At 57.9% G+C, this 3,241-nt stretch carries 3 protein-coding genes and 1 pseudogene; all 4 read left to right on the plus strand.

Going from position 1 to position 3,241, the window contains the following annotated elements:
* Positions 1-323, plus strand: a pseudogene (locus AZ66_RS32215) (vWA domain-containing protein); the annotation flags it as partial.
* A gap of 20 nt (positions 324-343) precedes the next feature.
* Positions 344-982: a hypothetical protein gene (locus AZ66_RS28035; protein ID WP_044357930.1), complete on the plus strand. Its 639-nt coding sequence runs from the start codon at positions 344-346 to the stop codon at positions 980-982.
* Positions 983-995: 13 nt separating this feature from the next.
* Positions 996-2,258: a hypothetical protein gene (locus AZ66_RS28040; protein WP_044357931.1), complete on the plus strand. Its 1,263-nt coding sequence runs from the start codon at positions 996-998 to the stop codon at positions 2,256-2,258.
* Positions 2,255-3,241, plus strand: a 987-nt coding sequence (locus AZ66_RS28045) for a GAP1-N2 domain-containing protein (protein WP_044357932.1), incomplete at its 3' end; no start/stop codon positions are given. The genes AZ66_RS28040 and AZ66_RS28045, both read left to right, overlap by 4 nt.

Here is a 3,241-nt window from a genome sequence, read left to right on the forward strand (position 1 = left end):
TTGGCACTACGTTTGGCTTGTCGCTCGGCCTCGTGTTCGACAACCGCTATCTCGCCAAGAGCTTCGCCATCGGCGGGGCTGTGGCGGGGCTGCTTGCTGGTCTATTGCTAGAGGCCGGCTTGTCCGGACGACCGCTTGCGGACGGAGCCGTGCGCCTCGGCGCCGATCTAGTGCTGGCGGTCGTCATTGCGCTGTTCACGTTGGCCGTGCCTGTGCAGGAGAGCCAGCGGCAGCAGGAAAGCCGCCGGCGAAGAGGAGCGGCGGGGAATGAAGGCAGCAGCCTGTCCGGACGGCAGCCCGATCAGAACAGCCGTGGATTCTAGTGTGGAGGGGGCTATGATAGATGTATTATTCGGAAGCGGGTCCGGAGACGCCGATCATCCGCAGACTGGCACATAGTATTGACGAAGATCGATGTACGCTGCGATGGCTGTGGCCCGATAAGATTCAGGCCGTCTACGTGCACAAGGCGGCGGCGGATCGACCGGCGGCCGAGCGTCCGCCGGCCGCGGAGCTGAAGCTGTATACGAGAGACGAGTACAAAGCCAACAACGGGTACCATGACCGGATTGATGGGATCGGGCGGCTCGTCTATACCATCTACGTTTGTCTGCTGCAGGAGGACGGACAGCAGCAGCTCGTCATCCAGCAGGATGGCGGGAACCGGATCGCACTGAGCACCGGCCGGGCGAGAATCTGTTATTCGATCCGCTATAAAGGCGGCTGGTTCAAAACATTCAAGACGGCGCAAATCCAGGTGGCGGCAGAGGTGCCGCTCCCTGCGGATGTGCTGTGCTATGTGAAGAAGCACGGCGGCTATCCCGCCAGTAAAGACGACGGCACGGTCTACCCGTTCGTCGAGCCGTTCGCCCCGGGCCGGAACATGCTGCCGGAGATTGAGATCGGGAAGGACGATTATATTCGGCTCTTCTTCACCGACGGCCACCAATACGGCCAGCTGTATGAGCTGATACCGGAATGAGGAGGAGAAGACATTGGGGATTTTTGATTTTCTGAAGCGCAAGCCGCAGCCGGCGTCACGGCCGCTGTTCTATGATATCGTATGCCCGTACTGTTTCAGCAAGTTCTCGCCGGCGGAGGTCGTGTTCCGCGCGGTGCATCACCGCGAGGATGACGAGAATTATGCGCTGCAGGAGGATGAGAAGCTGAACAAATACCGGGACCGCTTCGGCCTGGACACGGTCTATGATATGGAGGCGGTCATCGAGCCGCGCGATGTTCCCGAGGAGCATCATCTGTATTCCGACCATGTGCTTATCGGGCTGAATGACCGCTATGGCGTCGTCACGCGCAGAAGGCTGTGCCCGCACTGCCATAATGAGCTGCCCGTTACGGCAGGGAAGGTGCCGAGCAATATCATTTCCATTATCGGAGCTTCCCAGGTCGGCAAATCGGTCTACATGACCTCGCTGATTCATACGCTCCAGCATGTGACGGCCGATCATTTCGATGCCGCCTGCATGCCGCTCAATGCGGAGATAAGCCGCAAGTTCCGCACGTTGTACGAGGAGCCTCTGTTCGAACGCGGCGATCTGCTCGCGTCGACGCAGAAGGAGAAGATGCAGGAGCCGTTCATCTTTCAATTCGTCTTCAAGGATGAGACGAAGCCGCCGCTCACACTGGTGTTTTTTGATGTCGCGGGGGAAGGGATGGTCGATCAGGATTATCTCGGCCTGCATGGCCAGCATATTAAAAATTCGACCGGCATTCTGTTCATGATCGATCCGTTGCAGATTCGATCGATTCGTGAAAAAATCCGTATGCAATACGGCGGAGCCTCGGACGATTGGGTACCGCAATATGACGAGCCGCGCGATGTCGTGCTGACGCTGTTCGGCGACTTCATCGCTTACCAGGACAAGAATAAGACCGACATCCCGACGGCGGTCGTACTGACGAAGAGCGATATGCTGCATGCGTTGAAGGATGAGGATGGAGACTATATTAAGTCGAATAGCAATATTTTCCGCAATATGGTTCATCGCAAATATCTCGATCTGACGGAATTCCATAATATCGACGGCGAGATCCGGCGCTTTATCGAGAAGGTGGACCGTCCATTCAAAGGAACGATGGATGTCTATTTCTCCAATACGGCCTACTTCGCCGTGTCGGCATTGGGCAGCAATCCGGTCAATCAGAAGCTGCAGGGGGTTGTCAGTCCAATCCGGGTAGATGAGCCGTTCATCTGGCTGTTGCATCAATTGAATTATATCGAGGGGAGAGAGCAGCATTGACATCGAACAGGTCCTCTCGCATCCAGCAGCAAATGTACACGCGGGAGCGGCGCGGTATTTTCCGCTCCAACGAAGGCTTCGACACGATCGCGGTCTCCGGCGGGCTTGATACCGGATTCATCAAAAAAGTACTGCATCCGTTCTGTGTCTATGACGTACCGGCGGAGCTGGCCGCGCGCGGTGAGAAGGACGAAGCGCGCTATCCGCAAGCACTGCACCTGTTCCACGCTGAGATGGGGCAGCTCGTCCTAGGCCGCAGCATCTATCAGGCGGCGGATTTCACGGGCTTGCGCAGCGCCTTCTTCTCCCATAACTATATTATGCCCGCCGATCAGGCGGCTGAAGCGGTGAAGGACTACCCCTCGCTGCTGAACGCGGACTTCGTCGGCAGCTATGACATCGAGCAGGGCACAGAACTGCCTGAGTTGGAGAGGATTCCTGCCGCGGCGGAAGCGCGCCGTCCGGCTTCGCCGGCCTCCCTGCTCGCCAGCCTCGGCATCGACGAGAAGATGTTCAAGAAGCTGTTGTTCGCCGTCATCTCGTCCGTTGTCACAAGACGCAAAGTGTTCGTGGCGCTCGACGTCGCGGTGGAGAAATTGTCGGAGACTGCCTTGCAACTGGTCGGCGTGCTGTACGGCAGTCTGCCGTATGCGTACCGCCGTGCGTTCGGCTTCCTGACGTTCTCGAAGGAGCCGCAGAGCAGGAAGGGCATTCATCTGACGTTCGTCGAGCAAGGGAGCTTGCGCCCGAATGATCGCAGCATCGACAAGGATTACACCTTCGATCTCGCGTCCAAGCGGGTGACGAATGTCGATATCGATCTGGGGAAGCAGCCCTACTTGAGCTTCGCCTGGAGTAATCTGGATCAGCCCGGGCGGGCGGAAGCCTTCTATGTCTTCCACGAGCAGATGCTGGAGGGAATGGACTCGCAGCGGCATACCGCGATCGCGAGCTGCCACGAGCTGGCTGTCTTGTACCAGATC

Source organism: Paenibacillus sp. E194 (assembly GCF_000935845.1).
Classification (GTDB): Bacteria; Bacillota; Bacilli; order Paenibacillales; family Paenibacillaceae; genus Paenibacillus_B; species Paenibacillus_B alvei_B.

Bases quoted from the DNA above. Each gene is read 5' to 3' on its own strand.
- AZ66_RS28035 (WP_044357930.1), top strand. From the start codon at position 344: ATGTATTATTCGGAAGCGGGTCCGGAGACGCCGATCATCCGCAGACTG.